The following is a 24,809-nucleotide window of genomic DNA, read 5'->3' on the forward strand; positions in this document are numbered from 1 at the left end:
GGCCCGCAGGGGCGCGAAATCTCAAGACCGCTGAGGTGCTCGACATGAGACTGCCAAGCAAGGCCCTGCGGGCCTTTGTGCAGCCTCGCGGGCTCGGCAGCGGCTACAGAGGCGTCAGGGCGATGAATCCGGTAACACCTGGCGGCAGGCGCAACGTTGACGAACGCCGGGGCGGATGTTCATATGCCGCCCAGTTTCAGGTGCCTCCTGCCGCCGTGCAGGAGGTGAAACGGGAAACCGGTGCGCCCCTTTTCGGGCAAGTCCGGTGCTGCCCCCGCAACGGTAAGCGAGTGCTGCATTCAACAGGCCACTGTACCCAAGGTATGGGAAGGCGAATGCCGCCAGACTCGCAAGCCCGGAGACCGGCCTGTGACGTCTGTTTGGCAATCCTGCGGTGGGCGGGCATGGGCCGGTATGGTCGCGTGCCCGTGGCCGATACCCTCTCCTGCGTGCTTCCCGAAGACACTTTCGAGAAGACCAACAATGACAACACCTGACACTTTCCTTGCACGCGACTGGCGTGCACCTGGCCGCATCATGAGCGGCGCCCTGCTCGGCTGCCTGTTCAGCCCCCTGCTGCTGGCGGACGACAGTCCCCTGACGCTGGACCGGCAATTTGTTTCCGCCCCCTCGGTGGAGTCCACCACGGTGGCCGAAATGGCCCGGTACGGCAGCAAGGTGGAGATCATCGACCGCCAGCAGATCGAACGCGCCGGCCCCAGCAGCGACATCACCCGGGTCCTGCAGATGTACGTGCCGGGGCTGTATGTGGCGCCCAAGAATGGCCCCTTCGACTACGGCACCTACTCCCTGCTGGGCGGGCGCAACGACGACACCCTGATCCTGCTGGACGGCGTGCGCCTGAACAACCGCCTGTACGGCGGCCTGTACCTGGATACCCTGCCGGCCAACGCCATCGAGCGCATCGAGGTGCTCAAGGGTGGCCAGAGCCTGCTGTTCGGTACACAGGCGGTGTCCGGGGTGATCAACATCGTCACCCGCAGCCCGCAGACCCGCGACGTCTCCGGCGAGGTCAACCTGGGCCTGGACAGTTTCATGGGCACGAGCGGCGATGCCCGCGCCGAGCAGATCCTCAGCAACGGCCTGGGCGAGCTGGGGCTGTTGGCCTATGTCAGCCACAACGTCTCCGATGGCTACCAGCCATTTCGCAACAGCGCCTACAACGCCAACACCCGGGACAAGAAACGCAGCTATGAAGTGACCACCTTCGGCGCCAAGGCGATCCAGGGCCTTGGCGACGCTTCGCGGCTGGAACTGTTCTACCAGTACAGCGACGCCAACCTGGATTTCGCCCGCCCGGTGAACAACCGGAAAACCACCAACGACCGCATCCAGCAGATCGCCACCGCGACCTTCGAGCAGCGCCTGGACGAAGGCTTCAGCTACTTCGTCAAGGGCCATGTCAACGACTGGGACACCCGCTACACCAGGATCGACAGCCTCGACGACGCCAGCCTCAAGGTGCGCAACCACAACGACTACTGGGGCTTCACCGACTGGGGCCTGCAGGCCGAGGGCAAGGCCGAGCTGGACGGCGGCCACGTGCTGGTATTGGGCACCGACAACCAGTGGTTCAAGGGCCAGGACGACGTGCTCAAGATCGATAACAAGCAGGCCCAGGCCAATGCCCTGTACACCCAACTGCGCCCGGTGTTCGACGCCCTGCCCGACTGGCACCCGAGCCTGGGCGTGCGCCACGAGAAAATCAGCGGCGGCGAGAGCGCCACCGTGGGCATGCTCACCTCGCTCTACGACCTGACGCCCCACTGGCAACTGCGCGGCCAGTACGGCAGCGCCTTCAAGCTGCCCAACGCCGAGCAGCTGTACGCCAACGAGGACTACGAAAAAGGCAACCCCGACCTCAAGCCGGAAAAGAGCCTCAATGCCGAGCTCGGCCTGGACTACAAGGGCAGCCTGCTGGCCGGCGAATTCAACGCCAGCGTCAGCGCCTTCCACCGCAAGATCGACGACCTGATCACCCTCAACGCCAACGATGTCTGGAGCAACGGCCAGGGCCGGATCAAGGTGCGCGGCATCGAACTCGACGGGCGCTGGCAGTTCAGCCCGCAATGGACCCTGCAGGCGGACATGACCCGCAACCTGTTGGAGTCGCGCAACGGCGTGACCCTGAGCAACATCCCCGGTTTCTTCGCCCGTTCGCGGCTGGGCTTCGAAGCCCCGGACCGGATGTGGGGCGTGGGTGGTGCGGTCCGCTACATCGGCCAGATCGACAGCCCGAAGAACGTCGACTACGGCCACTATTCGGTGGTCGACGCCGATGCCTATCGCTACCTGGATACGGCCCAGCAGCACCGCCTGAGCCTGCTGGTGGAGAACCTGTTCGACCGCGACTACAGCACCAGCATGACCAGCACCTCGCCCTCGGTGGACAACCTGGGGCGACCCTTCACCACCGAAGTGCGCTACACCTACCGCTTCTGAGGCCGACCGACATGCATGAGAACTATCAACGGGTGCTGTTCGTCGGCCCTGGCCTGCACGGCGGCGCCCTCGGCGAAGCCTTTCGCAAGGAGCTCCAGGCCCTGCGCGGCGACGGCGCCGACACCCGGGTGATCGACACCCTGGACGGCTTCGACAGCCTCTGGGCGGCGCTGGGCGAAGCCCTGCCCGAGGACGGCGCGAAGCTGCTGGTGGTGGACCTGGAACCCAGCTCCGACAGTGCCTACCTGGACTGGCTGCGCGATGAGCTGGGGCGCCTGGCCCAAGCCCACCCCCAGGCACCGCGGCTGTGGATCACCGCCCAGGCCCTGGGCCGGCGCGGGCTGGACGCGGCCCTGGCCTGCGCCAGCATCGGCCAGCGCGAGCGCCACCTGGCCTGCGACAACGTCAACGCGGTGCAGAGCGACCCGGACTGGTCGCGGGTGCCGCCCCATGCCCGCCAGGTGTTCCTGTGCACCGGCCCGCGCTGCGTGCGGCGCGGCGCCCTGGCGCTGTGGAAGACCCTGCGCCGCGAACTGCTGCGCCTGGAGCACATGGAGACGCCCGGTGGCGTGCTGCTGACCCGCACCGCCTGCCAGTTCCCGTGCAACCTGGGGCCGGTACTCACCGTGCACCCGGACGGCTGCTGGTACCGGGTGCGCGATGACGGCGAGGTGCTGCGCCTGGTGCAGCAGCACCTGGTCCAGGGCGAACCGGTGGCGGATCTACGGATTCCCGCGCCCTACGGAGGAACGGCGGATGCCTAGCAGACTGCTCGGCCTGCTGCTGTGGCTGGCGGCCCTGCCAGCCCTGGCACACAGCTACCAGAACTGTGGCCGGACCTGGACGGTGGATGGCCCGCCCCAGCGCATCGTCGCCCTCAACCAGCACAGCGCCGACCTGCTGCTGGCCCTGGGTGCCGGGCCGTCGATGATCGGCGTCGCCTATCTGGACGACGATGGCCAGGCCCAGGCCGAAGGGCTTTACCACGGCGTGCCGGTCATCGCTCGCCAGTACCCGTCGGCAGAAGTGCTCTACAGCCTGAAACCCGACCTGGTGGTGGGCGGCTTCGCCTCGGCCTTCCCGGAAAACTTCAGCTCCCGGCAACGCCTGGGGGCCATAGGCGTGGGCAGCTACCTGCTGGAATCGGCCTGCGCCGGGCATGACCAGGACTACTTCGGGCATATCCGCCGCGACCTGCTGACCCTGGGCCGGCTGCTGCGCCAGGAGGCCCGCGCGCAGCAACTGGTGGGCCAGATGGATGCCGACCTGGAGGCCGCCGCGGCCCTGTACCACGGGCGCCCGACGCCTTCGGTGTTCTACCTGGACAGCGAAGTCAACGGCCTGGCCAGCCAGGGCCAGCGCGGGTTTGTCGGCGTGCTGCTGCAAGCGGCCGGTGCGCGCAACAGCTTTGCCGCCATCGACCGCCCGCGCCTGACCGTGGACAGCGAGACCCTGCTGGCCAACGACCCCGACGCCATGCTCCTGGCCGACGCCCTGTGGTCGCCCGCCCGGCGCAAACGCCAGCTGCTGCACAGCGACCCTGTGCTGTCGCGATTGCGCGCGGTGCGCGAAGACCGGCTGATCGACATCCCCTTCGCCCGACTGGTGCCGGGCATCGCCAGTGGCCGCACCGCCCTGGAACTGGCCCGGCGCCTGCACCCCACCCACGACTGACCCCCACACCCCGCAGGAGCCGGCTTGCCGGCGAAGGGAACACCCCCGATCCCTCGGCGTACCCACAGACGCCTTCGCGGGACACAAGGAACAGCGGCTACAGGGAGTTGAGCAAACGCCTGGACGGCTGCTCCGGCGGGTGGCAGGTGACGTTGTTGCGGCCGCAGGTCTTGGCCGCATACAGGGCCTGGTCGGCATCGTTGAGCCAGCCCATGGCGTCGTCGTGCAGGGGGTTGAAGGCCGCCAGGCCGATGCTCAGGCTGACCTGCAGCGCCGGGCTCTGTTCATAGCCCAGGGCCCCAAAACGACCGCGCAGGGCCTCCATCAGTTCGGCGGCATGAGCCAGGGGCACGTCCGGCAGGATCACGCAGAACTCGTCGCCGCCATAACGCCCGGCCTGGTCGCTGACCCGCAGGTTCTGCCGCAGCAGCTTGCTCAACTGGCGCAGCACCACATCCCCGGCCACATGGCCGTAGGTGTCATTGATGGCCTTGAAGTGGTCGATGTCGATCAGGGCGATGGCGCCACCATGGGCCTGGCGCTTGCAGCGTTGGAACTCGATCTCCAACTGGTCCTTCCAGGCGCCATGGTTGAGCAGCCCGGTCAGGCTGTCGGTGCGGCTCAGGGCCAGCAGCTCGCGCTTGTGCCGGCCCAGGGTCACCGCCTGCTGATAGCAGATGTAGCCCAGGGCCAGCGGGTACAGGGTCAGCATCGGCAGGCAGGCATACACCTGCTCGGGGGTGGTCTGGGCGACAAACGCCGGCCCGAACAGCCACAGGGCAACGCCCATGCCCAGCACTTGGGCCGCACTGCCGGCGAGGAAGAAACGTAACCCGCCCAGGGCCATGTTGTTCATGGCCATCATCCCCAGGGTGGTGGCCAGCGGCAGCGGATTGAAGTGCATGGCGCCGACCCAGAAGCCCCCCAGCAGCGAATCCACCAGCAGGTTGCGGTACTCGGCACGAAACGGCACCCGGGCCAGCCGCGCCCATTGGTAGGCCAGGTGCGGCCAGGCAAATGCATTGAACAGCATGAAGCCCCAGACCCAGGGCGCCGGTTGCAGGGGCGCCATCCCCGCGGCCACGCAGAAAAACCCCAGGGCCAGGCCCAGGGTCCGTGACCGATAAAGCCTCCTGGCCAATGACAGTCCCTTCCCTCTGGTGTCCTGCGCAGGGAGCAAGTCGCCTCCGATCAGCAATGGGTAAAGGTGGAACGAGCGGGTGGCAAGCAACCGGTGAAAGTCTATCAGTCGCGTTTCAAAGCGCCATCACTGCCAACGCCCAGTTTCGGCCTGCCAGCGCCAGCAGGTGGGGAATATTTGGCTATAACTGAGGGGCGGCCGATAACCGACTTCGCAGTGGCGAGCACGACGCGCGCCGCCCCTGAGCCGATCCACCCTGCCCCTGGAGGCCGCCGATGCTGGTGATCCTGGTCCTGCTGCTCCTTGCCGCACTCTGGTGCTACCGCACCTACCCGCGCATCGGCCACCTGCTGTACGACGCCAGCGTGGCCCTGGAAGCACGCCTGTACCGGCTGCAGAAAGTCCCGGTGCAGATCGGCGAAGAGACCCTGATGACCTACCAGGGCGGCCCGGCCCAGGCGCCGGTGATCCTGCTGCTGCACGGCCTGAGCGCGGACAAGAGCATCTGGCTGCGTTTTGCCCGGCACTTCAACCGCGACTACCGGTTGCTGATCCCGGACCTGGGCGGCCATGGCGAAACCGCCTATGCCGCCCACCAGGACTACCGTGTTCCGGCCCAGGCCCAGCGCCTTTTGCGCTTGCTCGACGCCTGCGGCATCCAGCGGGTGCAGGTGATCGGCAACTCCATGGGCGGCTATATCGCCGCCTGGCTGGCCGCCCATGCCCCGCAACGGATCAGCGGCCTGGCGCTGTTCGACCCGGCCGGCGTCGAAGCCCCCGAGACCAGCGACCTGCAGCACCTGCTGGAACAGGGCAAGAACCCCTTCCTGGTCCGCTCCCGCGCCGACTTCCAGCACTTCTACAGCCTGACCATGGCCGCCCCGCCCTGGGTGCCCGAAGCAGTGCTGGCGGCCATCGCCGAACGCTATCAGGCGCGCCGCGGGCAACTGGCGCGGATCTTCGCCGAGCTCCAGGCCAGCCCGCCCATGGAGCCCGAGCTGGCGAAGATCCAGGCCCCGACCCTGCTGCTCTGGGGCCGCGAGGACCGCCTGCTGCACCCCAGCAGCGCCCAGGTCTGGGCCAAGGGCCTGCCCCAGGCCCAGGTGCAACTCTGGGAGGGCATCGGGCATATGCCCATGGTCGAACGCCCGGTGCGCAGTGCCCGACTGTACCAGCAGTTCCTGGAACGCCAGCGGCACTGACAGCGGCCCGCTCATGCATTCATTTGCAGAATGAAGTTCAGAGGAAACTTCGTTTGTCAGCCTCGGGCAGGCCCAGCAGAATCGAGGCCGACCCGCCCTTTCACGCCTCGCCCCTCTGCCACGGGAAGCCTGTTCATGAGCAACCAGCACTTCGTCAGCCCGGACCTGATCCGCCAGGGATTTTCCCGGGCGATGTCGGACATGTACCGCGAGGAGGTGCCGCTCTACGGCGCCCTGATGGAGCTGGTGGCCGAAGTCAACGCCCAGGTCCTGGAGCGGCAGCCGGCGCTTGCCCGGCACCTGCAGAGCAGCGGTGAACTGCAGCGCCTGGACCTGGAGCGCCACGGCGCGATCCGCGTCGGCAGCGCCGCCGAGCTGGCGACCCTGGCCCGGCTGTTCGCGGTAATGGGCATGCAGCCGGTGGGCTACTACGACCTGACCCCCGCCGGGGTGCCGGTGCATTCCACGGCCTTTCGCGCGGTGCACGAAGCGGCCCTGCAAGTCAGCCCGTTCCGGGTCTTCACCTCGCTGCTGCGCCTGGAGCTGATCGACAACCCGGAGCTGCGCAGCTTTGCCGAACAGGTCCTGGCCCGGCGCCAGATCTTCACCCCCCAGGTGCTGGAACTGATCCAGCAGGCCGAGGCTGCCGGAGGCCTGGACGCCGAAGACGCCGAGCGCTTTATCCGCCAGGCCCTGGAAACCTTCCGCTGGCACCACCACGCCACGGTGACCGCCGCCCAGTACGCCAGCCTCAGCGCCCAGCACCGGCTGATCGCCGACGTGGTGGCCTTCAAGGGCCCGCACATCAACCACCTGACCCCGCGCACCCTGGACATCGATGAAGTGCAACGGCTGATGCCTGCCCGCGGCATCACCCCCAAGGCGGTGATCGAAGGCCCGCCGCGCCGGGAATGCCCGATTCTGCTGCGCCAGACCAGCTTCAAGGCCCTGGAGGAATCCGTGGCCTTCACCGACCAGGCCCAGAGCCAGGGCAGCCACAGCGCGCGTTTCGGCGAGATCGAACAGCGCGGCGCGGCGCTGACCCCCAAGGGCCGCGAGCTCTACGACCGCCTGCTGAACGCCGCCCGCGACGCCCTGGGCGACTTCCCCAACGAAGCCAATGCCCAACGCTACAACCAACTGATGCAAGAGCACTTCAGGGAATTTCCCGACAGCCACCCAGCCATGCGCGAACAGGGCCTGGCCTACTTTCGCTACTTCGTCAGCGAAACCGGGCTGGCCGCGCGCAACCAGCCCCAGCGGCCCACCAGCCTGGCAGCGCTGCTGGCGGCCGGGCACCTGAGCGCCGAACCCCTGGTGTATGAAGATTTCCTGCCGGTCAGCGCCGCCGGGATCTTCCAGTCCAACCTGGGGGACGACAGCCAGAGCCACTACGCCGGGCAATCCAACCGCCAGGCGTTCGAAGCCGCCCTGGGCCGCCCCACCCTCGACGAACTGCAGCTCTACGCCCAGACCCAGCAGCGCTCCCTGGAGCACTGCGCCGCCACCCTGGGCCTGCCGGCGCTCTAAGGCGCAGGGCAGGCCCGCGGGCCGATGCCGGCCTTGCAGCCGGTGCGCTGCCCCCATGGTCATGGACCCGTCGCGGCGTTATTCTGCCGCCACTTGCGCCCCCATCAGCGGCGCGCCACCACCAGGGATGGACACGGCGAATGAGATTCGCGATCGGCCTGTTTTTATGTGCGGCACTCGGCGGCGCACTCACCACCCACGCCGCAGAAACCGTCAACGACATCACCCAGCTCAACCCCATAGTGGTGGACCAAGTGGTACGCCCCACCCGCCTGGAGCAGATCGTCCAGCTGGTGGCCGGGCACCCCGGCCCTATCGCCATTGGCGGCGGGCGCTACAGCATGGGCGGCCAGACCGCCACCGAACAGGCCTTGCAGATCGACATGCGCGGCTTCAACCGGGTGCTCGACTTCTCCAAGGAACGCAAGGAAATCACCGTGCAGCCGGGCATCACCTGGCGCGCCGTGCAGGACTACATCGACCCCCACGATCTGTCCGTGAGCATCATGCAGAGCTACGCCAACTTCACCGTCGGCGGCGCCCTGAGCGTCAACGCCCATGGCCGCTACATCGGCTACGGCCCGCTGGTGAGCTCGGTGAAATCCATCAAGCTGGTGCTGGCCGACGGCCAAGTGGTGGACGCCAGCCCGCAGCACAACAGCGACCTGTTCTACGGCGCCATCGGCGGCTACGGCGGCCTGGGGGTGATCGTCCAAGCCACCCTGCAACTGAGCGACAACGTGCGCCTGCTGCGCAGCGTCGACGAGATGCCCCTGGGGGACTACCGCCCCTACTTCCAGGCCCGGATCCAGAACAACCCCAAGGTCATCCTGCACAACGCCGTGCTCTACCCCGACCAGTACCAGACCCTGCGCGCGGTTTCCTACAGCCAGACCGACCTGCCGGTCACGGTCAAGGAACGCCTCACGCCCCTGGACCAGAACTACTGGAAAGAACAGAAGGCCCTGAAAGTGGTGAGCCAGTGGCCCGGCGGCAAGACCCTGCGCCAGGAAGTGATCGACCCCCTGGTGCTGAAAAAACCGCAAGTGTCCTGGCGCAACCACGAAGCCAGCCTCGATGTGCGTGAACTGGAACCCGACTCCCGGGCCAAGCGCACCTACGTGCTGCAGGAATACTTCGTGCCCCCCGACCAGCTGGAAAGCTTCGTCCAGGAGATGGGCGCGACCCTGCGGGCGCACAAGGTCAACGTGATCAACCTGTCGATCCGCCACGCCAAGGCCGACCCCGGCACCCTGCTGGCCTGGGCCAAGACCGAGGTCTTCGCCCTGGTGCTGTACTACCAGCAGAGCACCGCGCCAGAGGAACGGGAAAAAGTCGGCGTATGGACCCGCGCCCTGGTGGACAGCGCCATCGAGCGCGGCGGCAGCTACTACCTGCCGTACCAGATCCACGCCACGGCCCAGCAGTTTCGCGCGGCCTATCCACGGGCCGGGGAGTTCCTGGCGCTGAAGGCCCGGGTCGATCCGCGGAACAAGTTCCGCAACAAGTTGTGGGATACCTATGGGCTGGGGGCCACAGGGGATGGGGCTGCCCAACCTTAAGGCCGGGGGCCATCAATGGGCCGCGGAGCGCAGTGGCGCCAATACCTTGCGTTGCTGCAGGTAAATCACTCCGTCACCGTCGAAGGCCAGCACCTTGTCGGTGGTCAGGGCGCTGGCGTCGCCGTCCTCGTACTTGAGCCAGCCCTCATCCCACAAGTCGCCACTTTCATGACGCACCTGCACAAAGAAATAAGGCGGCTCGGAGCGGGTGATTTCAATGTAATGCCCACCATCGGGGCCCCCCTGCCACCGCGCATCAGGGTGCTCGGCCAATACATGGGCCGGCGTCGTGGAGAAGCCGTTCTTGAACACGACCGCCGCCAGCAATACCAGCGCCAGTACGCCCACCGACATGAGCAAACGTTTTAACCAGATCAATCCAGGATCTCCGCTATCATTCACCGCCCTCGACCTGTCCCGGTCGGGCAATCGCGCATTCTGTTGAAGGCCCGCGCAGTGTGCAATAACAAGCGCAGTGGCCGCTTGCCATCCAGCCCGGCCGCGCCCCCGGAAAGCCGGCTGGACGCCTCTTGAACCCGCAGTACCAAGGAAAGGATTGGCCATGCGTATCACCCTCAACACCCTCCATGTAGAAGCCGACCATAGCCTGTGGGTCAATTTCAGCAGTGCGTTCGGCGAAGGCCGGGGCCAATGGCTGGGCACGCCGCCACAAATGGGCCAGGTGCATGAGGTGGAGTTGAGCCTGGAGGACGATTTTGTCTGGGATCACAACCTGTGGGCCGCGACCCAGGACAGGCCACGCATCAGCCGGGAACAGGCGGGGCTGCGGGTCACCGGGCAGTTGCTGCCCCGGGAAGACGAGGCTGTCGCGGCGCTGGCCATAGGTCCGAACATCGTCCTGCTGTCGCTGCAGGGTGGCCACGCGCAGCCAGGCGGCTTCGTCAGCCTGCTTGCACGCCAGGTCAGCTTGAGTCCGGTGGCGCTGTAGAGGGAGCACGGCAGGCTCGCGCCGGAGCATCCAGCCAGGGTCGATTCAGGGTGATGCACAGCGGGAAAGTCGCAGGACGCGACAGGGAAAGGTGTTCGCCCAGTGCTCTGGCCTTGGCAATCCTTGCACCGGTAAAGAGCCCTTGCACCGGGCGAACGGTTGGCATTCTAGTGCAACTGGCGGGGAAAGTCCGTGGGCAGATTCTGAATAAAACTGCACAGTGCAGTTAACCCGATTGCCCATTGCCTCCCCCGCTCAGTCCTGCTCCCTCAGCCTTCGTGGGCAGTGCTGACCTGCAGGATGTCGGTGTAGGTCACCAGCACGCTCTGGCCCACCTTGAGGTCCTTGAGGCGCTGCTGGACTTCGGGTTTCTCCACGCTCACCACTTTCTTGTTGCCCGCCGGGCCTTCGAAGGTCAGCTGGTTTTTCTTCAAGTCGATGGCGGTGATCTTCAACTGCACCTGCACCTGGCGATAGGCCGCGCCGCCGGGGTTGGGGTTGTCTGCGGTAGCGCGGACCACGCCGCTGGCTTCGCTGGAATCGGGCTTGCCCTTTTCAACGTCGGTGTCGAGCACCGCCACCACCGAGTGGGTGACCGTGACCTTGACCTGATCGCCGACCTTGAGGTGGCCCAGGTCCTTGGCCTGATCGCTCAATTGCACATGCACCGGCTTGCCCCCGGCGCCTTCGAGCACCACCTGGTGCTTGGCGGCGTCCACCGACAGGACCTTGGTCACCACCTGATCGGCCTCGATGGCCCCGGACAGCGGGATATCGGCGGCGTGTGCGGCAAGGCTGGCGGTGCCCAGCACAGTGGCCAGGGCGATGGCGCGGGCCAGGGTATTGAGGGTTTTCATCATGAACATTCCTTGTGGTTGAGAAACACACTGACTTTCAGTCAGGCCCTTGAGCATAGACGCCCTGCCAGCTTTCACCGGGGGGATGGGTGCAAGCGTCGCGGTGCCCTCAATAACCGGTCATCTCCAGGTAGCCGCTGCCACTGTGGCTGCCAGCGAATTGCAGCGGCCCTTCCCAGTAGGGAATGCTCAGGTTCATCCAGGCCTGGGGGTTCAGGGCCCGGGTGGTGATATCCAGGCCCTTGGCGGGGATCTTCAGTTGCCAGGTGGTGGGCAGGCTGCGGCCCTGGACCCTGGACTGGGCCAACGGCAGCAACTGGATCTGCTCCTTGCCCAGGCTCTGGGTGTGGCCATCGGTGCTGATCCAGGTGCCGGTGATATAGGGCGCCTTGTCCCGCTCGCGGACCCGGAACAGCATCAGCCGCTCGCCGCTGTCCAGGTGCAGAGAGAACCAGTCCCAGCCGCTCTGGTCCGCGCCCAGGGGCTGGCTGCTCCATTCCCGGTCGAGCCAGGCCGGGCCGCTGACCTGATAGCGCTGGCCATCGATCTGCAACTCCCCCGCGGCCTGGAAGAACGGCTGGCTGTAGTAGTAGGAGGCCTGCCCCTGGTCGGATTTGCGGCTGTAGCCGCCCTCGCCCTGCAGCACCAGCGGCCGGCTGCTGGAAAGCTGCAGGCGATAGGCAAACCCCGGCCCCGCGGCCTGCACCTGCATCCGCGCCAGGGGGTCGCCGGCGCTGTTCAGGGTGCTCAACTGCCAGTCGTCGATCCAGGCCTGGAACGGCTGCGCGATCACCCCGGCCTGGCCGACGCCACCCCGGGCATAGCGCTCGGCGGCGTGGTGGCTCTGGGCCGAAGTGGCCGCTGCATGGCCCAGCCACACCAGCGGCGCGCCCCAGCCCGGTTGTTCGGGAGCGGCCCGCAGGGCACTGCGAAACAGCGTCCACTGCACGCCGAAGTGGCGGCCCTGGGCGTCGCTCAGGTCTGCCGTGAGGTACCACCACTCGATGCGAAACCCGTCATGGGCACCGTGGTCGGCAGGAAAGCTGAAACTGCGCCCCGGCAGCACCGGGGTGAAGGCCGCGGCCTCGCTGCCCAGGCCGGCGAAACCCTGGGGCGGCTCGGCGGGCTGTTCACAACCGGCCAGCAGCGCCAGCAGCAACCCCGCCAGGGCCCGGCCCAACACATCAGTCTTCATGGGCAAAAGTCCTCAGCAGGTCCGCCGGTTGCGCGCGGTACAAACGCAGCAGCGGCCAGGCCGATGCCAACAGAGTCGCCAGCATGGCCAGGCCCAGAAGTTGCAGAAGCTGCCCGGGGAACACCCGCAACGGCAGGCGCCAACCAAAGGCCTGGACATTGATCACGCTGTCCAGACACCAGGCCAGGAGGATGCCCAACGGCAGCGCCAGGACCAGGGTGAGCAAAGCCAGCAGCCAGGTCTGCCCGAGGTTCAGCAGCATCAGTTGACGCCGCCCCACCCCCAGGGCCCAGAGCGGCGCCAGCTGGCCCAGCCGGCTCTGGCTCTGGGTCAGCAGGCTGATGAACAGCGCCACCCCGGACACCCCCAGGGTCAGGCTGTTGAGGGCGGCGGTGGCGGCGAAGGTGCGTTCGAAGACCTGCTGCGACCAGCCCTTGAGCCGGGCCTGATCGATGATCCGGCTGTCGTCCAGGGCGAACCGCTGTTGCAAGGCGCCGACCAGCCCGGGCATCGCTCCCGGCGCCAGGCGCAGGTTGAAGCGGCTCGGCGTCAGCGCTGGCCAATGCGCCAGCAAGTGCCCGGCATTCACCAGCAGGTGGCCCTTGGGGTTGCCATAGTCGGCGTAGATCCCCACCACCCGGGGCGCCCACTGCCCGACGGGCACCGGCAGGCTCAGGCGGTCGCCGGGGCGCACCTTCAGGCGTCGGGCCAGCTGTTCACTGAGCATCAGGGTGTCCTGGCTCGCCAGTTGTGCCCAGGGCTCGGCGCCGTCGCTTTCCAGGAGCGGCCAGTGCTGGCGGTAGCTGGGATGGTCGATCACCCCATACAGGTCCGCCGGCCAACCCTGCACCTGCAACGCCACCTGCCAGCTGGGCAGCACAGCGACAACCTGGGCCTGTTGCGGCAACCAGTCCAGCAACTGCCGGGCCTGCTCCGGGCTCTGCGGATTGACATACAACTCGGCGCTCAGGCGTTGCTCCAGCCAGTCGTTGAAGGTTTCGCGAAACCCTGCCGTCATGCTGCCGGCGCCGATATTCGCCGCCAGCGCCAGCAGCAGCGCCATCAGGGCCAGGCTCAGGGCCGGCAGTTGCTGGCGGCAATCGGCAAGAAACCACTGCCCCAGCACCCCACGCCGGCGCCCGAGCAAGGCCCCCAGCACCGCATCGAGCAGCACCGGCAGGCCCAGGGCCGCCGCCAGCAGCAAGGCCGCCATCAGCACAAAGCCGCTGGCCAGGCTGTCGCCCCACTGCCACGCCGCCAGGGCCAGCAGCAGCGCCACTACGGCCACCGCCCCCTGGCGGCGCAGCCAGCGGGCATGGGCCTGATGCCAGGCCTGGGGGTTGGCCAGGGCCAGCAGCGGCAGGCGCGCCGCCCGCAGCAGGCTGGCGGCGCCGGCCAGCAAGGCCCCCAAGAGGCTCAGGCCGATACCGCTGAACCACCACCCGGGGCTGAGGCTCAACTGCCCCGCCACCTCGGCGCCGTACAAGCCGCGCAGGCTGGCAGCCACGTCCGGCAGCAGCAGCCCGGCCAGCAGGTAGCCGCTGATGACCCCCGCCACTCCACCCAGCAGCGCCAGGGCCCCCAGTTCCAGAATCAGGCTGAAGATCAGAAGCCGCGCACTGACCCCGCAGGCGCGCAAGGTCCGCAGCAGGCCACGACGTTGCTCCAGGGCCAGGCCGATGGCGGCATGCACGATGAACAGCCCGACCACGAAGGACAGGAAACCCAAGGCATCCAGGTTCAGGTGAAAGCTCTCGGTCAGGCGCGCCAGGGTGTTTTCCGACTCGCCCGAATGCAGCACCAGTTGCCCCGCCAGCTCGGCCGGCAAGGGTGGCGCGCGGGCGGCAAAGTCCCGGGGCAACAGCAGGCGGCTCAGTTGCCCCGGCTGGTCGAGTACCTGCTGGGCAAAGCCGATGTCCATCAGCAGCAGCCCCGGGGCCATGTCCGCCTGCACCTGCAACGGCGGCAGCAGCCGGCCATTGCTGGCACGGGGCTGCTGGCCCTCGCGGTAGCCGAGGCTGGCCAGGGTCTCTGGGGCAACCCAGGTACGCCCCGGAGGGCTGAAGAACTCCACCACCTGCTGCATCGCCAGTGGCTTGCCGGTCACTGCGGAACCGGCGGGCAAGGACAAAGGCTCGATGCCCATCAGTTGCAGGCGCAGCGCCTCGAAGCCCTGCAACTGCACCCGCCCTTGCAGCACCGGCGACACCGGCCAGCCGGCCCGGCGCAGGTCGACGAACCATTGCTGGGCAAAGCTTGCGCCAGTGGCCGTGCCCAGGCTGGCCTGGGGTTCACCGCCAATCAACTGGCTGGCCCGGGCATAGCTGTCCCGGGCCTGGCTGTTGAGGGCCAGGACCCCGGTCAGCAGGCTGGTGGCCAGCCACAAACCGGTGAGCACACTGAAGAACTGCACCGGGTGCTGGCGCCAGTGGCTCAACAGCGCCTGCAAGGTGCCACGCAGCACCCGCATCTCAGGCCCCGCCCGCTGCGGCCAGGCGGCCACGCTGCAGGACCACGGTGTGTTGCAAACGGCTGGCCACGCGCTGGCTGTGGGTCACCATCAGCAAACTGGTGGGGCTGTCGGCCAGCAGTTCCAGCAGCAAATCCAGCACCTGGTCACTGGTGGTTTCATCGAGGCTGCCGGTGGGTTCATCGGCCAGCAACAGCCCGGGCCTCGACGCCAGGGCCCGGCCCAAAGCGACCCGCTGCTGCTGGCCGCCGGACAGCTGCTCGGGGTAGCGGCGCAGCAAGTCCCCCAGGCCCAGGCGTTCCACCAACTGCGCCTGCCAGCGCGGATCGAAGCGCCCGGCCAGGCGCGCCTGGAAACCCAGGTTGTCCTCGACCCGCAAGCTGCCAATCAGGTTGAACTGCTGGAACACCAGGCCGACTTCGGTGCGGCGCCAGTTGGCCAACTGGCTTTCGCTCATGCGCTCCAGGCGCTGGGCGCCGATGCGAATGCTGCCGCCATCCACCTGGTCCAACCCGGCCACCAGGTGCAGCAAGGTGCTCTTGCCGCTGCCGGATTCGCCCATCAGCGCCAGGCTGCTGCCCTGCCCCAGGTGCAAATCGACACCCTGCAGCACCGCCAGCGGCCCCTGGGGGGTGGCATAGCTCTTGAACACTCCTTGTACTTCCAGCATGGGCTGACTCGTCCGACCTGAAGGGGGCTCAAGGATAACCCGTGTCGCCCATGGCACCAGCGCAAACCTGCAGCGCTGCAACCGATGAGCCAGGGCGCGCCCCTATCGCCCAGCGGCCACGGAATATAGTATTGCGGCCCTTTTGTTCATTGCAGGAAGCACCCATGACCTACACCAGGGCCCAATTGCAGTACCGGCTGTACATCGCCGCAGGCGCACTGTTGTTTACCGGTGCCTTGATCTCGACCTTTTTCTCGACCCTGAAAATGCTCTACTGGCGCCTGGACAGCTACACCACCATGGCCTCGACCATCAATCGCCCGATCAAGTACTTCGTGTACCAGGTCAATGCCAACACCCAGCCTTTGAACTGGTTCTGGGACAACAGCCCGACACCCAGCTTCCTCGACCTGAGTTACTCCTCCCACTGGAAATTCCTGGTGATCTACCTGCTGATCTTCGTCGGCGCGGCGCTGTTCGCCACGGGCCGGGGGATGATACGCAAGGTCGAAGAAGTCGAGCCGCTGATCGAGGCCCAGCTCCAGGCCCCGGTGGAGGAAGGCGTCCCCGCCAAGACGCTGCAACAGCTGGAGGACTCGACCCTGGTGGGCAAAGCGCCGTCGTTCTTCAGCCAGACCCGCCTGCTGGTGGTCTGGCCCCTGGGCTGTGCGGCGGTCTACCTGGGCCTACTGTGGATGCTGCGCATCATCTGAGCCCCGCGCCGGCGCATCGATTTAGCCGCCCCCCCTTGCCACCACTAGCCCAGCAACTGGCTGAGCACGGCCCGCAACTTGCCCGGCTTCACCGGTTTGTTGAGCAGCGGCGCGCCCAGTTGCTGCAAGGCGCGGCGGCACTGGTCGCTGCGGTCGGCGGTGATGATCACCGCCGGCAGCGGTTGTTGGAAATGCTCGCGCAAGCGCCTGACCACCTGGCAGCCGGTGACCCCGTGATCCAGGTGGAAGTCCGCCAGGATCAACTCCGGCGCCCGGCCCTGCAGCACCTCCAGGGCCGCGGCCTGATCGGTGGCGGTCAGCACCTCGCAGCCCCACTGGCCGAGCAGCGCAGCCATGCTTTCAAGAATGCTCAACTCGTTGTCCAGCACCAGCAGGCGCCGCCCCGGCAGCGGGTTGCCGGTGCCCGGCTGCGGCGCCTGCTGGCTCAAGGGCAAGGGCACCCGGGCCGCCAATGGCACCTCGATGCTGAACCGCGAACCGTGCCCCGGCCGCGACGCTACCTGCACCCGATAGCCGAGAATCTTGGCGATGCGCTCGACAATCGCCAGCCCCAGTCCCACCCCTTTGCGGTCGGCGGCGCGGCCTACATCCAGCTGGTTGAATTCAAGGAAAATCGACTCCAGGCGGTCGGCGGCAATACCGCGCCCGGTGTCCCACACCTCCAGCCGCAACTGGTCGCCGCGACGGCGCGCCGCCAGCAGGATGCTGCCGCGCTCGGTGTAGCGGCAGGCATTGCTGAGGAAGTTGCGCAGGATCCGCGTCATCAGCCGCAAGTCGGTGAACAGGGCAAAGTCACCGAAGCGCACCCGCAGCCCCAGCCCCGCCGCCTCGGCCACCGACTGGAACTCGGAAACCAGGGGCGCGAGCATTTCATCCAGGCGGTAGGTGGCCAGGTCCGGCTTCACCGCCGCCTGATCGAGCCTGGAAATATCCAGCAGGTCGGTGAGCAGGTCCTCGGCGCCTTCCAGGGCCTGGTGGGTGCGTTCCACCAGCAGTTGCTCCGGGGCCGGCAGGCTGCGCTCGCGCAGGGTGGAAATCAGCAGGCGTGCGGCATTCAGAGGTTGCAGCAGGTCGTGGCTGGCGGCGGCCAGGTACTTGTCCTTGCTGCGGTTGGCTGCCTCGGCGGCGTCCCGGGCCTCGCGCAGGTCGCGCTCGATGCGCTCGCGCCGGGCGATCTGCTGCTGCAGGTTGCGGTTGGCGTCCAGCAACTCATCGGTGCGCGCCGCCACCCGCTGCTCCAGCTGGTCGTTGAGCTGTTCCAGGTGCTGCTGGGCCAGCTTGCGCTCGGTGATGTCGGCGACGAACCCTTCCACCAGCCCGTCCTGGTCGGGCTTGAGCAACAGGTTCATCAGCACATCGATGCTGCTGCCGTCCTTGCGCCGCAGCTGGGTTTCGTAACCCAGCAGGCTGCGCTGGTTCTGCAACTGCTCGCCGATGGCCGCCAGTTCCCCGGCGCCGCCCACGAACAGGTTGCCCGCCAGGTCGGCCAGGGAAAACAGCACTTCCTGGGGGTCCTGATACCCCAGCATGCGCGCCAGGGCCGGGTTGGCGGCACGCATGCCGGCCTGCAGGCTGGCCTGGAAGATGCCGTGCACTGCGTTCTCGAACAGCCACTTGTAGCGGTTGCGCTCGGTTTCCAGGTCTTCCAGGCGCGCCGCCAGTTCCGGGTAATGGCTCTTGCGCGCCGAGTGGTTGCCCAGCCCCAGGAGCCCGGCCAGGGCCCGTTGCTGTTCGTCAGAGGGCCTCGCCATAGACCACCTCGACATCACGCTGGCTGGATTCACGAGGGTTGGTGAGGATGCATGGGTCGCCCATTGCGTGCTGCGAGAGGAACGGAATATCGCTGCTGCTGACCCCATGCAGGCCCAGGGTCTCGTGGAAGCCGATGGCGCGCTTGAGGGCGATCAGGTGCTCCACCAGGCGCCCGCAGATCTGCCGCTGGTTGAGCCCGCGGCAGTCGATGCCGAAAGTCTCGGCAATCACCTTGAATCGCTCCGGCGCCGCGCTGTAGTTGAAGGCCACCACATGCTCCACCAGCACCGCGTTGCACAGCCCGTGAGGCAGGTCGAGAAAGCCCCCCAGGCTGTGGGACATGGCATGCACCGCGCCGAGGATCGCGTTGGAGAACGCCAGCCCGGCCTGCATGCTGCCGAGCATGATCTTCTCGCGCAGGGCGATGTCCGAGGGGTTGGCGATCATCTGCACCAGGTTGCCGTTGATCAGGCGCATGGCTTCCAGGGCGTGGGGATCGGTCAGCGGCCCGTGGCCGGTGGAAACGAAAGCCTCGATGGCATGCACCAGGGCGTCGATGCCGGTGCAGGCGGACAGGAACGGGTCCATGCCCTGGGTGGTTTCCGGGTCGATCAGCGACACATCAGGGACCACCGCCTTGCTGACGATGGAGAACTTCATCCGCTCCTGCTGGTTGGAGATGATCACGAACTGCGAGACATCCGCCGAGGTGCCGGCGGTGGTCGGGATCATGATCAGCGGGGGGCTGGGCATGCGGATGGTGTCCACCCCCTCGAACTCGAGGATGCTGCGCCCGTGGGCGGCGACGATGCCGATGCCCTTGCCGCAATCCATGGGGCTGCCGCCACCGACCGCGACGATCACATCGCAGGCGTTTTCCCGGTAGATCTGCGCGCCGTGCATCACCTCCTCCACCCGCGGGTTGGGCGACACCGCGCTGTACAGGCAGTACTCGACGCCCTGGGCCAGCAGGCTGGCCTCGACATCGGCGACCCAGCCGGCGGCGATCACCCCGGGGTCGGTGACCACCAGCACCTTGCGCGCACCGAAGGTCTTCGCATAGTTGCCGACGTTGTGCCGGCAACCGGCGCCAAAGATGATTTCCGGAGAGACGAACTTGCGCAGCAGACTGAGATTCTGGCCCATGGGGGAAGCCTGTTTTCTTATTGTTCTGGAGAAGAACGCCAGCCTAAAGCATCCGTTGCTGAAAGCAATCCGACCATTGGCGGACTTCGCAGCCTCGGCAGCGGCTACAGGCCATGTAGCCGCTGCCGCAGGCTGCGAACGGCACGAAGGGCCGCAGCGTGCTTGAGGCCGCTGCGGGTTCGGTGGGAGATGGTCAGGCAAGGCCCTGCGGGCCTTTTCGCAGCTTCGCCAGGGCTCAGCAGCGGCTACAGGGCCAGTGCCGATCCGAGGTTGGTGTAGCCGCTGCCGCAGGCTGCGAACGGCACGAAGGGCCGCAGCGCTCTTGAGGCCGCTGCGGGTTTGGCGGGAGATGGTCAGGCAAGGCCCTGCGGGCCTTTGCGCAGCCTCGCGGGCTCGGCAGCGGCTACAGGGACCGGGTGGCGTCAGAGATGGATGTCCATGCCGTCATGCGCCACTTCGATGCCGCGGCGGGTCAGTTCGGCGCGCTCGGGGGAGTCCTCGTCGAGGATCGGGTTGGTGTTGTTGATGTGGATCAGCACCTTGCGCGCCCGGGGAAAGCGCTCCAGCACTTCAAGCATGCCGCCGGGGCCGCTTTGCGCCAGATGGCCCATCTCGCTGCCCAGCTTGTCGCCGACGCCACAGACGCGCATTTCATCGTCGCGCCACAAGGTGCCATCCACCAGCAGGCAGTCGGCGCGCTCCATCCACCCCAGCAGGGCCTCATCCACCTGCCCCAGACCCGGGGCATAGAACAGGCTGGCGCCGCTGCGCCGGTCCTCGATGAACAGGCCGATATTGTCCCCCGGGTGCGGGTTGCCGCGATGGGGCGAATACGGCGGCGCGCTGCTGCGCAGGGCAATCGCCCGCAGCGCGATGTCCGGGCAGGCCGGCAGGCTGAATTCCCGGCCATCGAGGTGGATGGGCTGCCACTGCAAGCCGCCGTTCCAGTGGCTGAGCATGTTGAACAGGGGGAAGCCGCTGCACAGGTCCTGGTGGACCATCTCGGTGCACCAGACCTGATGCGGGCAGCCTTCGCGCAGGCTGAGCAGGCCGGTGCAATGGTCGATCTGGCTGTCCAGCAGGATCACCCCGGCCAGGGCGGTGTCCCGAAGCTGTCGGGCCGGTTGCAGCACCGGAAAGGACTCCAGCTGCTGGCGAATGTCCGGGGAGGCGTTGCACAGGATCCACTCGCTGCCCTGGTCGCTCAGGGCGATGGACGACTGGGTGCGGCGCCGGGCCCGCAGCGTGCCGTTGCGCACGCCGGCACAGTTATGGCAGTTGCAGTTCCACTGGGGAAAACCGCCACCCGCCGCGGACCCGAGAATGCGGATATGCATGAGGTGCTCCTGAAGGGCAAAAGGCTCCGGCCGACACCAGTACCGGCCGGAGCGGGACGGCTCAGCGGTTGGCGAAGTACATGGTCACTTCAAAGCCGATACGCAGGTCGGTGTACGCGGGTTTATGCCACATGGGGTCAAGCCTCTTGTTGTGCCGGGGGATTCCGGTAAAGGCATTAATACACGGGGAGCGCGGGGGCCGAATGCTACTTTGGGACGAGCTGGCGGGTGCGTTGGTAGGGGTGGATTGACGGTGGTCTTGCGGGCCTCTTCGCCAGCAAGCTGGCTCCTACAGGGTTGGCGGTGCTGCGCCCACAACGCACACGGGGAGGTGCCCACCCATGAGCCCTCCCCGTGTCCGTCCCGCACAAGCGCGGCGGCACCCAACCACCGCGCCTGTTGTTGCCCTTAGAAGAAGCCCAGGGGATTGATGTCGTAGCTCACCAGCAGATTCTTGGTCTGCTGGTAGTGGTCGAGCATCATCTTGTGGGTCTCGCGGCCCACGCCGGATTTCTTGTAGCCACCGAACGCGGCGTGGGCCGGGTACAGGTGGTAGCAGTTGGTCCACACGCGGCCGGCCTTGATCGCCCGCCCCATGCGGTAGGCGCGGTTGATGTCGCGGGTCCACAGCCCGGCACCCAGGCCGAACTCGCTGTCATTGGCAATCGCCAGGGCCTCGGCTTCGTCCTTGAAGGTGGTCACGCCCACCACCGGGCCGAAGATCTCTTCCTGGAACACGCGCATCTTGTTGTGGCCCTTGAGCAGGGTCGGCTGGATGTAATAGCCGCTGGCCAGGTCACCTTCCAACAGCTCGGCGGCGCCACCGGTGAGCAGCTCGGCGCCCTCCTCCTGGGCGATCTGCAGGTAGGAGAGGATCTTCTCGTACTGCTGCTGCGACGCCTGGGCGCCGACCATGGTCTCGGTGTCCAGCGGGTTGCCGCGCTTGATCTTGACGATCTTCTTCATCACCTCGGCCATGAACGGCTCGTAGATCGACTCCTGGACCAGGGCCCGGGATGGGCAGGTGCAGACTTCACCCTGGTTGAAGAACGCCAGCACCAGGCCTTCGGCGGCCTTTTCGATGAACTTGGGTTCGGCCTGCATGATGTCTTCGAAGAAGATGTTCGGCGACTTGCCGCCCAGCTCCACGGTGGACGGAATGATGTTCTCGGCGGCGCATTTCATGATGTGCGAGCCCACCGGCGTGGAACCGGTGAAGGCGATCTTGGCGATGCGCTTGCTGGTGGCCAGGGCCTCGCCGGCTTCGCGGCCAAAGCCCTGGACGATGTTCAGCACCCCGGCCGGCAGCAGGTCGGCGATCAGCTCGGCGAAGACCATGATCGACAGCGGGGTTTGCTCGGCGGGCTTGAGCACCACGCAGTTGCCGGCGGCCAGGGCCGGGGCCAGCTTCCAGGCAGCCATCAGCAGCGGGAAGTTCCACGGGATGATCTGCCCGACCACGCCCAGGGGTTCGTGGAAATGGTAGGCGGTGGTCAGTTCGTTGATCTCTGCGGCGCCGCCTTCCTGGGCACGAATGCAACCGGCGAAGTAGCGGAAATGATCGGCGGCCAGAGGCACGTCGGCGTTGAGGGTTTCGCGCACGGCCTTGCCGTTGTCCCAGGTTTCGCTGACCGCGAGGATCTCCAGGTTCTGCTCGATGCGGTCGGCAATCTTCAGCAGCACCAGCGAACGGTCCTGGGCGCTGGTCTTGCCCCAGGCATCGGCGGCGGCATGGGCGGCGTCCAGCGCCTTGTCGATGTCCGCGGCAGTGGAGCGCGGGAATTCGGCGATCACCTCACCGTTGACCGGCGAGGTGTTGCTGAAGTACTGGCCAGCCACCGGCGGCACGAACTGGCCACCGATGAAATTGCCGTAGCGTGGCTTGAAGGACACGACGGCGCCTGGGGTTCCGGGTTGTGCGTAGATCATGCTGGGCCTCTGCTGGTCGATGCCTGTCCACGACAGGCGATGGCTCGATGGTAGAGAGCCCCGCGTGCCGGACGAATGCATCGTTGGCAGGGGGGCTCTCGTCATTTGGTCGTAGGTTGATTGCCCTGTGCGGGAGCCGGCTTGCCGATGAAGGCGCTCTTGCGGGCCTCTTCGCCAGCAAGCTGGCTCCTACGGTCGGCAGGGATATTGCGAGAGCTTTGTAGGAGCCGGCTTGCCGGCGAAGGCGGTCGTGCGGGCGCCTTCGCCGGCAAGCTGGCGCTTACGATCAGCGTTTGCTCACCAGGTCCTTGGGCAGCTTGAAGGTCCAGAGCATGCCGCCCTGGTTGAAGTCCTTGACCCGCTTGGCCACCTCGCCGCCCCACAGCGGCACCGCGCCGCCCCAGCCGGAGAGCACCGAGACGTACTGCTCGCCGTCCATTTCCCAGGTCACGGGCGAGCCCAGGACCCCGGAGCCGGTCTGGAATTCCCAGACCTTCTCGCCGGTCTTGGCGTTGAACGCCTGGAGGAAGCCCTCAGGCGTGCCGGTGAACACCAGGTTGCCCTTGGTGGTCAGCACCCCGCCCCACAGCGGCGCGAAGTTCTTGTGGCGCCAGACTTCCTTGCCGCTGATGGGGTCGATGGCCCGCAGCACGCCGATGTAGTCCTCGTTCAGCGGCTTGATGGTGAAGCCCGCGCCGAGGAACGCCGCGCCCTTCTTGTAGGCGATGCCTTCGTTCCAGATGTCCATGCCCCATTCGTTGGACGGCACATAGAACAGCCCGGTGTCGCGGTTGTAGGCCATGGGCATCCAGTTCTTGGCGCCGAGGAAGGCCGGGGCGACGAACACCGAGCTGCCCTTGGCTTCGCTACCCGGGGCGCCAGGGCGGCTGGCCTCGTTGTAGATCGGCCGGCCGTTCTTATCCAGGCCGGTGGCCCAGGTGATCTTGTCGACAAAGGGGAAGCCGCGGATGAATTTGCCGTTGGTGCGATCGAGCACGTAGAAGAAGCCGTTGCGGTCGGCGGTGGCGGCGGCCTTGATCTCCTTGCCGCCCTCCTTGTAGTTGAAGGAGATCAGCTCGTTGACGCCGTCGAAGTCCCAGCCGTCGTGGGGGGTGCTCTGGAAGTGCCACTTGATGGTGCCGTCGTCCGGGTTCAGGGCCAGGCGCGACGAGGAATACAGGTTGTCGCCAGGGCGCAGGTGGGAGTTCCACGGCGCCGGATTGCCGGTGCCGAACAGCAGCAGGTTGGTTTCCGGGTCGTAGTAGCCGCCAAGCCACGGCGCCGCGCCGCCGGTCTTCCACAGATCGCCCGGCCAGGTCTTGCCCGCCTCGCCGCCGGAAATGCCGTTCTCGATGGCCTTGCCGTCCTTGTACACGTAGCCCATGTGGCCTTCCACGGTGGGGCGCATCCACAGCAGCTCGCCGTTTTTCGGGTCGTAGGCCTGGATCTTGCCGACCACGCCGAACTCGCCGCCGGCGACCCCGGTGATCAGCTTGCCATTGACCATCATCGGCGCCGCGCTGATGGAGTAACCCTCTTTGTGATCGGCGACCCTCTTGCTCCACACCACCTTGCCGGTGTCCTTGTTCAGGGCCACCAGCTTGGCGTCCAGGGTGCCGAAGAACACCAGGTCGCCGTACAGCGCCACGCCGCGGTTGATCACGTCGCAGCACGGGCGGATGTCGTCCGGCAGGCGCGCGTCGTACTGCCAGAGCTTCTTGCCGGTGCGCGCGTCCACCGCGAACACCCGCGAGTAGGAACCGGTCATGTACATCACCCCGTCCTTGATCAGCGGCTGGGCCTGCTGGCCGCGCTGCTTCTCGCCGCCGAAGGAGAAGGCCCAGACCGGCCGCAGCTCCTTGACGTTATCGACGTTGAGGATATCCAGCGGGCTGTAGCGCTGGCCCTGGACGCCCAGGCCGTTGGTGACGATCTGCTGCGGGTTCTTCGGGTCCTGGAGGATCTCTTCATCGGTGACGGCGGCCAGGGCCGCGCTGGACAGCAGCATGGCGCTGAGCACCAGGCTCACGGCGAAAAAGGGACGACGTGGGGGTTGGGTCATGACGGCTACCTCGGCGGTTATTGTTGTTCCCGGGAAATTTTCCCGGTCTGCCGGGAATTCTTGGTCCCGGCCTGCCTGCCAACAATTGCCCGCAGTGCGGAGTTTTCTAGTTCCTTGGTACAGGAGCGGCCGCCGA

The 24,809-nt window shown here is 66.8% G+C and carries 20 protein-coding genes and 1 riboswitch; of the genes, 8 read left to right on the forward strand and 12 right to left on the reverse strand.

Annotated elements, in window-relative coordinates:
* Nucleotides 1–181: 181 nt before the first annotated feature.
* Nucleotides 182–386, forward strand: a riboswitch (cobalamin riboswitch).
* 151 nt (nt 387–537) lie between these two features.
* Genes BM382_RS27875 through BM382_RS27885 form a run of 3 tightly spaced genes read left to right on the forward strand, consistent with a single transcriptional unit; the run spans nt 538 to nt 4,137 of the window.
* A complete protein-coding gene (locus BM382_RS27875; protein WP_072444694.1) occupies nt 538–2,463 on the forward strand; it encodes a TonB-dependent receptor plug domain-containing protein in 1,926 nt (641 codons plus the stop codon).
* Nucleotides 2,464–2,474: 11 nt separating this feature from the next.
* On the forward strand, nt 2,475–3,227 hold the full coding sequence (locus BM382_RS27880; RefSeq protein ID WP_011060537.1) for a (2Fe-2S) ferredoxin domain-containing protein: 753 nt from the start codon (nt 2,475–2,477) through the stop codon (nt 3,225–3,227).
* The gene (locus tag BM382_RS27885) at nt 3,220–4,137 is read left to right on the forward strand and encodes an ABC transporter substrate-binding protein (RefSeq protein WP_019093536.1); all 918 of its coding nucleotides are present in this window, start codon (nt 3,220–3,222) and stop codon (nt 4,135–4,137) included. Before BM382_RS27880 ends, BM382_RS27885 begins: the two co-directional genes overlap by 8 nt.
* A gap of 97 nt (nt 4,138–4,234) precedes the next feature.
* On the opposite strand, the gene BM382_RS27890 is transcribed toward BM382_RS27885, so the two are convergent.
* Nucleotides 4,235–5,317: a diguanylate cyclase gene (locus tag BM382_RS27890; RefSeq protein ID WP_050783808.1), complete on the reverse strand. Its 1,083-nt coding sequence runs from the start codon at nt 5,315–5,317 to the stop codon at nt 4,235–4,237.
* A gap of 236 nt (nt 5,318–5,553) precedes the next feature.
* On the opposite strand from BM382_RS27890, the gene BM382_RS27895 reads away from it, so the two are divergent.
* From BM382_RS27895 to BM382_RS27905, 3 genes are all read left to right on the forward strand, one after another.
* On the forward strand, nt 5,554–6,480 hold the full coding sequence (locus tag BM382_RS27895; RefSeq protein WP_011060534.1) for an alpha/beta fold hydrolase: 927 nt from the start codon (nt 5,554–5,556) through the stop codon (nt 6,478–6,480).
* A 135-nt stretch (nt 6,481–6,615) separates the two neighbouring features.
* Entirely contained in the window at nt 6,616–8,010 is a 1,395-nt protein-coding gene (locus BM382_RS27900; RefSeq protein WP_170866360.1) for a 2-oxoadipate dioxygenase/decarboxylase HglS, read from the forward strand.
* Between the two features lie 140 nt (nt 8,011–8,150).
* Nucleotides 8,151–9,572 carry an FAD-binding oxidoreductase gene (locus BM382_RS27905; RefSeq protein ID WP_072444698.1) on the forward strand — a complete coding sequence of 474 codons (1,422 nt, stop codon included), beginning with the start codon at nt 8,151–8,153 and terminating at the stop codon, nt 9,570–9,572.
* A 12-nt stretch (nt 9,573–9,584) separates the two neighbouring features.
* Here BM382_RS27905 and BM382_RS27910 read toward each other — a convergent pair whose 3' ends face one another.
* Nucleotides 9,585–9,950, reverse strand: coding sequence for a hypothetical protein (locus tag BM382_RS27910; protein ID WP_072444700.1), 366 nt, complete (start codon nt 9,948–9,950; stop codon nt 9,585–9,587).
* Between the two features lie 184 nt (nt 9,951–10,134).
* On the opposite strand from BM382_RS27910, the gene BM382_RS27915 reads away from it, so the two are divergent.
* Nucleotides 10,135–10,521 carry a hypothetical protein gene (locus BM382_RS27915; protein WP_065363547.1) on the forward strand — a complete coding sequence of 129 codons (387 nt, stop codon included), beginning with the start codon at nt 10,135–10,137 and terminating at the stop codon, nt 10,519–10,521.
* Between the two features lie 269 nt (nt 10,522–10,790).
* Here BM382_RS27915 and BM382_RS27920 read toward each other — a convergent pair whose 3' ends face one another.
* The 4 genes from BM382_RS27920 to BM382_RS27935 form a co-directional block, all read right to left on the reverse strand.
* Nucleotides 10,791–11,378 (reverse strand): hypothetical protein, encoded by a 588-nt coding sequence (locus BM382_RS27920; protein ID WP_026020035.1) that lies wholly within the window; start codon nt 11,376–11,378, stop codon nt 10,791–10,793.
* A gap of 109 nt (nt 11,379–11,487) precedes the next feature.
* The gene (locus BM382_RS27925; RefSeq protein ID WP_011060528.1) at nt 11,488–12,573 is read right to left on the reverse strand and encodes a lipocalin-like domain-containing protein; all 1,086 of its coding nucleotides are present in this window, start codon (nt 12,571–12,573) and stop codon (nt 11,488–11,490) included.
* Nucleotides 12,563–15,043 (reverse strand): ABC transporter permease, encoded by a 2,481-nt coding sequence (locus BM382_RS27930; protein ID WP_072444702.1) that lies wholly within the window; start codon nt 15,041–15,043, stop codon nt 12,563–12,565. Before BM382_RS27930 ends, BM382_RS27925 begins: the two co-directional genes overlap by 11 nt.
* Before the next feature lies 1 nt (nt 15,044).
* On the reverse strand, nt 15,045–15,713 hold the full coding sequence (locus BM382_RS27935; RefSeq protein WP_011060526.1) for an ABC transporter ATP-binding protein: 669 nt from the start codon (nt 15,711–15,713) through the stop codon (nt 15,045–15,047).
* Between the two features lie 164 nt (nt 15,714–15,877).
* Here BM382_RS27935 and BM382_RS27940 point away from each other — a divergent pair, with 164 nt between their 5' ends.
* Nucleotides 15,878–16,426: a YniB family protein gene (locus BM382_RS27940; protein WP_019093656.1), complete on the forward strand. Its 549-nt coding sequence runs from the start codon at nt 15,878–15,880 to the stop codon at nt 16,424–16,426.
* Between the two features lie 44 nt (nt 16,427–16,470).
* Here the strand turns inward: BM382_RS27940 and BM382_RS27945 are convergent, their stop codons facing one another.
* The 6 genes from BM382_RS27945 to pedH form a co-directional block, all read right to left on the reverse strand.
* Nucleotides 16,471–18,198 carry a PAS domain-containing hybrid sensor histidine kinase/response regulator gene (locus BM382_RS27945; RefSeq protein ID WP_015635023.1) on the reverse strand — a complete coding sequence of 576 codons (1,728 nt, stop codon included), beginning with the start codon at nt 18,196–18,198 and terminating at the stop codon, nt 16,471–16,473.
* Nucleotides 18,182–19,345, reverse strand: coding sequence for an alcohol dehydrogenase-like regulatory protein ErcA (gene ercA / locus BM382_RS27950; protein WP_011060523.1), 1,164 nt, complete (start codon nt 19,343–19,345; stop codon nt 18,182–18,184). Before ercA ends, BM382_RS27945 begins: the two co-directional genes overlap by 17 nt.
* Nucleotides 19,346–19,767: 422 nt before the next feature.
* Nucleotides 19,768–20,682: a pyrroloquinoline quinone biosynthesis protein PqqB gene (pqqB, locus tag BM382_RS27955; RefSeq protein WP_072444704.1), complete on the reverse strand. Its 915-nt coding sequence runs from the start codon at nt 20,680–20,682 to the stop codon at nt 19,768–19,770.
* 61 nt (nt 20,683–20,743) lie between these two features.
* On the reverse strand, nt 20,744–20,815 hold the full coding sequence (pqqA, locus tag BM382_RS27960; protein ID WP_011060521.1) for a pyrroloquinoline quinone precursor peptide PqqA: 72 nt from the start codon (nt 20,813–20,815) through the stop codon (nt 20,744–20,746).
* Nucleotides 20,816–21,090: 275 nt separating this feature from the next.
* Entirely contained in the window at nt 21,091–22,611 is a 1,521-nt protein-coding gene (locus tag BM382_RS27965) for an acetaldehyde dehydrogenase ExaC (RefSeq protein ID WP_072444706.1), read from the reverse strand.
* Nucleotides 22,612–22,897: 286 nt separating this feature from the next.
* Nucleotides 22,898–24,673, reverse strand: coding sequence for a PQQ-dependent alcohol dehydrogenase PedH (gene pedH / locus BM382_RS27970; RefSeq protein ID WP_072444708.1), 1,776 nt, complete (start codon nt 24,671–24,673; stop codon nt 22,898–22,900).
* Between the last annotated feature and the right edge of the window lie 136 nt (nt 24,674–24,809).

Source organism: Pseudomonas sp. NFPP25 (assembly GCF_900116505.1).
Taxonomy (GTDB): Bacteria; Pseudomonadota; Gammaproteobacteria; order Pseudomonadales; family Pseudomonadaceae; genus Aquipseudomonas; species Aquipseudomonas protegens.

Coding starts and splice junctions, on each gene's coding strand:
- BM382_RS27925 (WP_011060528.1), bottom strand. CDS start 12,573: ATGAAGACTGATGTGTTGGGCCGGGCCCTGGCGGGGTTGCTGCTGGCG.
- BM382_RS27885 (WP_019093536.1), top strand. CDS start 3,220: ATGCCTAGCAGACTGCTCGGCCTGCTGCTGTGGCTGGCGGCCCTGCCA.
- BM382_RS27895 (WP_011060534.1), top strand. CDS start 5,554: ATGCTGGTGATCCTGGTCCTGCTGCTCCTTGCCGCACTCTGGTGCTAC.
- BM382_RS27940 (WP_019093656.1), top strand. CDS start 15,878: ATGACCTACACCAGGGCCCAATTGCAGTACCGGCTGTACATCGCCGCA.
- BM382_RS27965 (WP_072444706.1), bottom strand. CDS start 22,611: ATGATCTACGCACAACCCGGAACCCCAGGCGCCGTCGTGTCCTTCAAG.
- pedH (WP_072444708.1), bottom strand. CDS start 24,673: ATGACCCAACCCCCACGTCGTCCCTTTTTCGCCGTGAGCCTGGTGCTC.
- BM382_RS27875 (WP_072444694.1), top strand. CDS start 538: ATGAGCGGCGCCCTGCTCGGCTGCCTGTTCAGCCCCCTGCTGCTGGCG.
- BM382_RS27915 (WP_065363547.1), top strand. CDS start 10,135: ATGCGTATCACCCTCAACACCCTCCATGTAGAAGCCGACCATAGCCTG.
- pqqB (WP_072444704.1), bottom strand. CDS start 20,682: ATGCATATCCGCATTCTCGGGTCCGCGGCGGGTGGCGGTTTTCCCCAG.
- ercA (WP_011060523.1), bottom strand. CDS start 19,345: ATGGGCCAGAATCTCAGTCTGCTGCGCAAGTTCGTCTCTCCGGAAATC.
- BM382_RS27945 (WP_015635023.1), bottom strand. CDS start 18,198: ATGGCGAGGCCCTCTGACGAACAGCAACGGGCCCTGGCCGGGCTCCTG.
- BM382_RS27900 (WP_170866360.1), top strand. CDS start 6,616: ATGAGCAACCAGCACTTCGTCAGCCCGGACCTGATCCGCCAGGGATTT.
- BM382_RS27880 (WP_011060537.1), top strand. CDS start 2,475: ATGCATGAGAACTATCAACGGGTGCTGTTCGTCGGCCCTGGCCTGCAC.
- BM382_RS27935 (WP_011060526.1), bottom strand. CDS start 15,713: ATGCTGGAAGTACAAGGAGTGTTCAAGAGCTATGCCACCCCCCAGGGG.
- BM382_RS27905 (WP_072444698.1), top strand. CDS start 8,151: ATGAGATTCGCGATCGGCCTGTTTTTATGTGCGGCACTCGGCGGCGCA.
- BM382_RS27930 (WP_072444702.1), bottom strand. CDS start 15,043: ATGCGGGTGCTGCGTGGCACCTTGCAGGCGCTGTTGAGCCACTGGCGC.
- BM382_RS27920 (WP_026020035.1), bottom strand. CDS start 11,378: ATGAAAACCCTCAATACCCTGGCCCGCGCCATCGCCCTGGCCACTGTG.